This is a genomic window from Bradyrhizobium hipponense, from assembly GCF_008123965.1.
Classification (GTDB): Bacteria; Pseudomonadota; Alphaproteobacteria; order Rhizobiales; family Xanthobacteraceae; genus Bradyrhizobium; species Bradyrhizobium hipponense.
Genome location: NZ_VSTH01000248.1, coordinates 1 through 5994, shown reverse-complemented (window position 1 = coordinate 5994; position 5994 = coordinate 1). Strand labels below are relative to the sequence as shown.

Below are 5994 nucleotides of genomic sequence, written 5' to 3'. Positions count from 1 at the left end.
GTCAAGCCCCGCGCCTTCGGCGCGCCGCACGCGGCTTTGGGGCTTGACCGCTCAGCGCAGCCGAGCAAGGGGCTGTCCATGCCGCAAATGCAATCTGGTGACGTGACAAAATGACTCAACAGCACCGACACTCTCTACTTGACACCAATAGATCCCATACAAGGTTTTCGGACGCCGGCCCAGACGGTGGCGCCGCGCACACGGGGCCGGCCTCCGCAAACCTTCACGATTGCGACGATCAAGTCCTAGGTCTTGCAAGTCCTACGTCTTGCGGTGTCGAAGAGCCTCGACAAGAAGAGCGAACGCCGGCGATGGTTGGCGTCGGCTCGGATAGTACAGATGGTATCCCGCGAACGGCGGGCACCAGTCCGACAGCACCCTGACCAGCCGGCCCTGCGAGATATATGGATGTACGTGTCCCTCCGTGAGGTAGGTAAGTCCGAAGCCTTTGAGCGCTCCCTCCAAAAGAAGCCCTGCGCTGTTGAACACAAGCTGTCCTTCCACGCGCACGTTGAGCTCCCGCCCGTTCTTCTCGAACTCCCACGCGTACAGGCTGCCGCCGTGGGTCGGTAGGCGGAGGTTGAGGCAGTTGTGCTGGGTCAAATCCTGCGGTGTTTTCGGGCGCTTACGTTCGGCGAAATAGCTTGGCGAGCCGACCACCGCCATTCGGAGATCCGGGCTGACGCGCACGGCGATCATGTCCTTGGCGACGAGCTCGCCCGGACGAATGCCCGCATCGACCTGCTGCGCCACGATGTTGGTGAGCCCGTAATCGATGATCACCTCGACGTGGATGTCTGGATACTGGGGAAGAATCTTCCTCAGCGCCGGCAGAAGGATCTCGGCGGCTGCATACTCCGTTGCGGTCAACCGCACGGTTCCAGCGGGTTTTTCCCGTAGCTCGCTGAGGGCAGCGAGATCAGCATCCATCTCGGTAAATTTGGGCCCGACGCTCAGGAACAGCCGTTCGCCGGCTTGAGTTGGCGTGACACTCCGGGTCGTTCGGTTGAGGAGACGCACGCCAAGCCGTTCCTCCAAGTTTCGGATGATCTGGCTCAGCGCCGATTGCGTCATACCGAGCTTGGCTGCGGCACGCGTGAAGCTGCGTTCCCTCGCCACGGCGAGGAACGCCAGGATATCGCTGGCGTCTTCCCGGTTCATTGATAAGCCTGCCTAATGACTGCGTTCGGATTTTATCACCTAATCGAACGGAGGCGGAAGCCTTAGTTTCCCATCAGCAATCAGGCGGCCCGTCCAAGAGACGAGTGGACCGGTAGCCCGCGGTCGACAGCACGGAGGATGGGGCGAATGAGAGACCGCATTTGATGGCCTCACCCGGCGTCGATTTGCCGCCGCTCTGGCGGCCGTCGTCTCCGCAACGTCATCGGCCTCCGCGCAGACGACATTCGATGACGAGAGACAAGGAGGAAGGGCGTCCATGCGTATTCGCTGCCGCTTCGAGGAGAAGGCTTTCACGGTTGGCTTGCTGGATAATCCCTCCGCTCGCGATCTGGCGACGATGCTGCCACTTGATCTCGTCGTCCAGGATTTTTCGACGAACGAGAAAATCGCCTACCTGCCGCGAAAACTGACGGAAGAAGGCAGCGGTCCGTTCGCGAACGAAGCAGCAGGCGATCTCTGCTACTACGCGCCATGGGGCAACCTCGCCTTCTTTCATGGCGGATACAAATATTCGAGCGGCCTGATCCGCATCGGCCGCCTCGATGATGGTCCACAACCGCTGCTCGCGCGAGGCACGTTCGCGCTGCGCATCGAGCTTCTTCCAGCAGTCTGACAGGAGAAATAGTCATGTTTGCCACAGTCATGTACGGGCCGGGAGACGTCCGTTGCGAACAAGTCGACGACCCGAAGATCCTCAAGCCGACGGATGCCATCATAAAGTTGTCGGCCACCTGCATCTGCGGGTCCGACCTATGGCCGTATCGCGGATTGCAGCCGACGGACGGTCCGGCCCACATGGGTCACGAATACTGCGGCATCGTCGTCGAGGTCGGCAGCGAAGTCAGAACCGTCCGCCCTGGCCAGTTCGTCGTCGGCTCGTTCTGCCTGTCCGACAACACCTGCCCGCACTGCAAGTTCGGCTTTCACTCCTCCTGCATCCAGCGCGAGTTCATGACGGGAGCGCAGGCGCCGTACGCGCGGGTGCCTCTGGCCGACGGAACGCTTGTCGCCACCGCCGAGGTGCCGGAAAAGCACCTCGTTCCGCACTTGCTGGCGACGTCCGATGTTCTCGGGACGGGCTGGTATGCCGCCGATGCCGCCAACGTTCGGCCCGGATCGACGGTAGCCGTCGTCGGTGACGGGGCCGTAGGGCTGATGGGCGTTCTGGCAGCCAAGGAGATGGGGGCTGAACGCATCATCGCGATGAGCCGGCACAAGAGTCGGCAGGAATTGGCACGCGAGTTCGGCGCGACGGACATCGTCGCCGAACGCGGGGGTGCGGGCATCGAGCGCGTGAAAGAGCTCACGCGAGGTGTCGGGGCGGACTCCGTTCTGGAATGCGTCGGCACTCAGGAATCCATGACTCAAGCCATCGATTCCGTGCGTCCGGGCGGCTCGATCGGTTATGTCGGGGTACCTCACGGCGTGACTTTCGACGGTCAGGCGATGTTTTTCGCGCAACGTCGAATGCTGGGCGGACCGGCGCCGGTCCGTCGCTTCCTGCCCGATCTGATGGATCGCGTTCTGAAGGGCAGGATCAAGCCCGGCAAGGTGTTCGATCTCACGCTGCCTCTTGCCGACGTCGCGGAAGGCTACCGCGCGATGGACGAACGGCGTGCGATCAAGACGATGCTCACGGTGTGAGCAGAGGCGTCATTGCATGCCGGTAACAACGCTCCGAACGCGCGCCACGGCGCATAGCCTCGCCGCAACCTTGCTGCCGATCATGGGGGTGGTCTTCGTCGCCTTCCTCGTCATCGGCATCGCGATGCCGGTCCTTCCGCTTCACGTTCACGGTGGATTGGGGCAGGGAACGTTCGTGGTCGGCCTGGTCGCCGGCAGTCAGTTCGCGGCGTCTCTGGTCTCGCGGCCCTGGGCGGGCAACTTTTCGGACAGCAAGGGAGCCAAGCGCGGCGTGATCGTCGGGTTGCTCGCTGCCGCTGCTTCGGGGTTGCTGTACCTCGCTTCGATTTATTTTACTGCGATCCCCCTGGCCTCCGTGGCGATACTGCTGCTGGGGCGAGGACTTCTGGGCGGCGCCGAGAGCTTCATCATCACAGCGGCGGTGAGCTGGGGGCTGGCGCTCGTCGATTCCGGCAGCACGGGCAAGGTCATTGCGTGGATAGGCATGGCGATGTTCGCAGCGTTCGCGATCGGCGCGCCCGCTGGCTCCGCCCTCTACGCGAATTACGGCTTCGCTGCGATCGCGGCCGCGACCACCGCGGCGCCTCTTGTCCCCTTGATGCTCGTTGCGCGGCTTCCCGCTGTTGCTCCGGCGCACCACGCCCGCTTCTCGTTCGTCGAAGTGATCGGCGCCGTCTGGGTGCCGGGCCTTGGGTCGGCTCTCGGCAGCGTGGGATTCGGAGCCGTGACCACGTTCGTCGCCTTGCTGTTCGCGAACCGCGGATGGGACAATGGATGGCTCGCGTACACTGCCTACGCGGTTGCCTTCATCATGGCCCGGATATTCTTCAGCCATGTGGCCGACAACGTCGGCGGGGCCAAAGTCGCGCTGGTGTGCACGGTCATCGAAGCCGCAGGACAGGCGCTGATCTGGATGTCCTCTCGACCCGAGATGGCGTTGCTGGGCGCCGCGCTGACCGGCTTCGGCTTCTCGTTGGTCTATCCCGGGTTTGGCGTCGAGGCTGTCCGCCGCGTTCCGGCGCACAGCCGCGGCCTGGCCATGGGCGCCTACACTGCATTTCTCGATCTCGCCCAAGGGCTCGCCAGCCCTGCGCTCGGATTGATCGCAGCCGGGGCGCGATTGAACGTCGTGTTTCTGGTTAGCGCGGGCACCGTGCTCTGCGCAGTACTCGTCGCTTCGTGGCTAATGGCGCACCCGACAGATCTGGAAGGATCCACGCAATGAGAATGGTCGCAGCGGCCTTGTTTTCATTCTGCCTGTTTGGTGGCGGCCCTGCCGTCGCCGGAGGGGCATCCACCCAAGGAGCAAAGACCATGTCACGCGGGAGGAAGCCGGCGAGGTGCTCGGCCATCTCGCTTTCTACGCCGGCCGGCCGAACGCGTTTTCCGCGGCGCCGGTCGTCAAGGACGTGATCGAAAAGCGACCGCACTGAAAGAACGACAATGCCTCGCTCGACAAGCCCGCTCGCGATGCGCGATGAACGGAGGTATGCCGTGATCACACGCAGAGGCGTTCTGATCGGCGGAAGCGCCTTCGCTATCGTCGGAATTCAACGGGCGCAGGCGCTCACGTCCGAAGCAAAGTCACCAGCGTTGCGATCTCCTCGGTGACGCGGGGCATCGAACGACGCAGCCTTCTGCTGGGCCTCACCTCCCTGATGATCGTCTCGGGGCTGATGGTGGCGCTGGCGCCCAATGCGCCATAATTCAACTCTCCAATCGCGCCCTACGCAATCTCCAGAATCTCGATCTCCTGAGTACCCGCCCCCACGACATCGCCCACCGCCTTCCCGATCAGCGACCTAGCGACCGGTGACACGAACGAAATCGAGCCGGCCTTCGGATCGGCTTCATCCTCGCCGACGATCCGATAGGTTTGCACGCGGCCGTCGGTGCGGCTGAAGGTCACCGTGCTGCCGAAGGCGACGATGTCGGTCGACACTGGGGTGGAAACGAGCTGCGCGGTGCGCAGCCTTTCGGTGAGATAGCGAGCGTCGCGCAAGGGGACCGCCGACTGCCGGCGCTTCTCGTTGACGTCCTCGATGGCTTGCGCGGCTTCATAGGCTTGGCGCGCTTCGGCAAGCTGTCTCTGCAAGGCCTGCAGGCCTGCCTCCGTCACGAGGTTGGGATGCGGCGAGATCGCGCGATCCGGCAACAGCGTCTCGGACGCGGTTTCGGCGCTTTCTTCCTTGGTAAAGGCGACGCTCAACTCGAAAATCCTGTCGAACTGTTGGGGGGGCACCGACCGCGCCTGCACGCCATGATCGCTGGCATGGAATCGCGCCGGGCCACCGCCGGTGATTTGCCGGACTATATCTCAAGTTCGACGAAACGGCGCAGCTTGAAGACGAGGTCGGGCAGGGCCTGGCGGAACCGCGTTGCGTTCCGGAACGTGGTCGAGAACGGCGCGAAGGTGATCATGGCGTTCCAGTGGCGGTAGCCATAGACCGTGACCGAGGCGCCGGAGGGTGGAAAATCTTCCAGCTTGCACAACTCACCGAGCACGAGATCGGCAATCGCTTCCGCCGGCAAACGTCGCTTGCCATCCGGTGTCATGATGACTTGCGCGGACCGCTCGGCCGGCTTCGCGGAGGCCGCCGCGGCATCGGGCGCAGCCTCGTGCTTCGGCGCTGTCGCTTCTGCGGTTGGATCTGCGACCGCCTCGAATTCATTCGACGGTGCTGTCGGTGGGACGTCGGTCAGCGGCGGCGGTGCGACCACTTCTGCGCGCTTGTTGCCTCCCAGGATGCTGCTGATCATCGCCACAAGGCCAGCATCCTTCACGTCATCGCTCATCATCACCCCCAAGGCTCTGGCCTACTCTAGCACCGGGATCGCAGCCCGCCACAGGGCGCGGACCAGATCGCGCCTGGCCAAAGCCGCTTCTTGATTCACCAGCGGCGCTGGCGACCAATGACGTCGCGCCCCCTGCAATCGGTCACTGCTTATCGAACGGAATGTATTGCTGGTACTGCTTGGGCACCGAGCTGCGATAGCGTGCGGGAACGGTGCCGCTGTCGACCGAATGGTCGATCTCCTGCTGCCGGGTCATCTTCTTTTTCGCCGGCTTCTTCGATACGCTCTTCTTGGAATCGGACGGCTGGCCCGACGTGTCGGTGGTGGTGGTGGTGGTGGTGGTGGTGGTAGCGGTGGCACTCGGCGTTGGTG

7 protein-coding genes and 1 pseudogene are annotated in these 5994 nt (G+C 63.4%); 4 read left to right on the top strand and 4 right to left on the bottom strand.

Annotated features, from left to right (window positions below):
- Positions 1 to 261: 261 nt before the first annotated feature.
- Positions 262 to 1161 (bottom strand): LysR family transcriptional regulator, encoded by a 900-nt coding sequence (locus FXV83_RS41185; RefSeq protein WP_148745735.1) that lies wholly within the window; start codon positions 1159 to 1161, stop codon positions 262 to 264.
- A 196-nt stretch (positions 1162 to 1357) separates the two neighbouring features.
- Here FXV83_RS41185 and FXV83_RS41180 point away from each other — a divergent pair, with 196 nt between their 5' ends.
- The 4 genes and pseudogenes from FXV83_RS41180 to FXV83_RS44785 all read left to right on the top strand — a co-directional run.
- Complete coding sequence (locus tag FXV83_RS41180) at positions 1358 to 1795, top strand: cyclophilin-like fold protein (RefSeq protein WP_235940610.1); 438 nt, start codon at positions 1358 to 1360, stop codon at positions 1793 to 1795.
- 14 nt (positions 1796 to 1809) lie between these two features.
- Positions 1810 to 2826 carry a zinc-dependent alcohol dehydrogenase family protein gene (locus FXV83_RS41175; RefSeq protein WP_148745733.1) on the top strand — a complete coding sequence of 339 codons (1017 nt, stop codon included), beginning with the start codon at positions 1810 to 1812 and terminating at the stop codon, positions 2824 to 2826.
- A gap of 16 nt (positions 2827 to 2842) precedes the next feature.
- Positions 2843 to 4051 carry an arabinose transporter gene (locus FXV83_RS41170; protein WP_148745732.1) on the top strand — a complete coding sequence of 403 codons (1209 nt, stop codon included), beginning with the start codon at positions 2843 to 2845 and terminating at the stop codon, positions 4049 to 4051.
- A gap of 91 nt (positions 4052 to 4142) precedes the next feature.
- Positions 4143 to 4259, top strand: a pseudogene (locus tag FXV83_RS44785) (carboxymuconolactone decarboxylase family protein); the annotation flags it as partial.
- A gap of 293 nt (positions 4260 to 4552) precedes the next feature.
- Here the strand turns inward: FXV83_RS44785 and greA are convergent.
- From greA to FXV83_RS41150, 3 genes are all read right to left on the bottom strand, one after another.
- The gene (gene greA / locus FXV83_RS41160) at positions 4553 to 5035 is read right to left on the bottom strand and encodes a transcription elongation factor GreA (RefSeq protein WP_148745731.1); all 483 of its coding nucleotides are present in this window, start codon (positions 5033 to 5035) and stop codon (positions 4553 to 4555) included.
- A gap of 101 nt (positions 5036 to 5136) precedes the next feature.
- Positions 5137 to 5622: a hypothetical protein gene (locus FXV83_RS41155; RefSeq protein ID WP_148745730.1), complete on the bottom strand. Its 486-nt coding sequence runs from the start codon at positions 5620 to 5622 to the stop codon at positions 5137 to 5139.
- Between the two features lie 142 nt (positions 5623 to 5764).
- On the bottom strand, positions 5765 to 5994 hold a 230-nt coding region (locus tag FXV83_RS41150; protein ID WP_148745729.1), incomplete at its 5' end, for a hypothetical protein.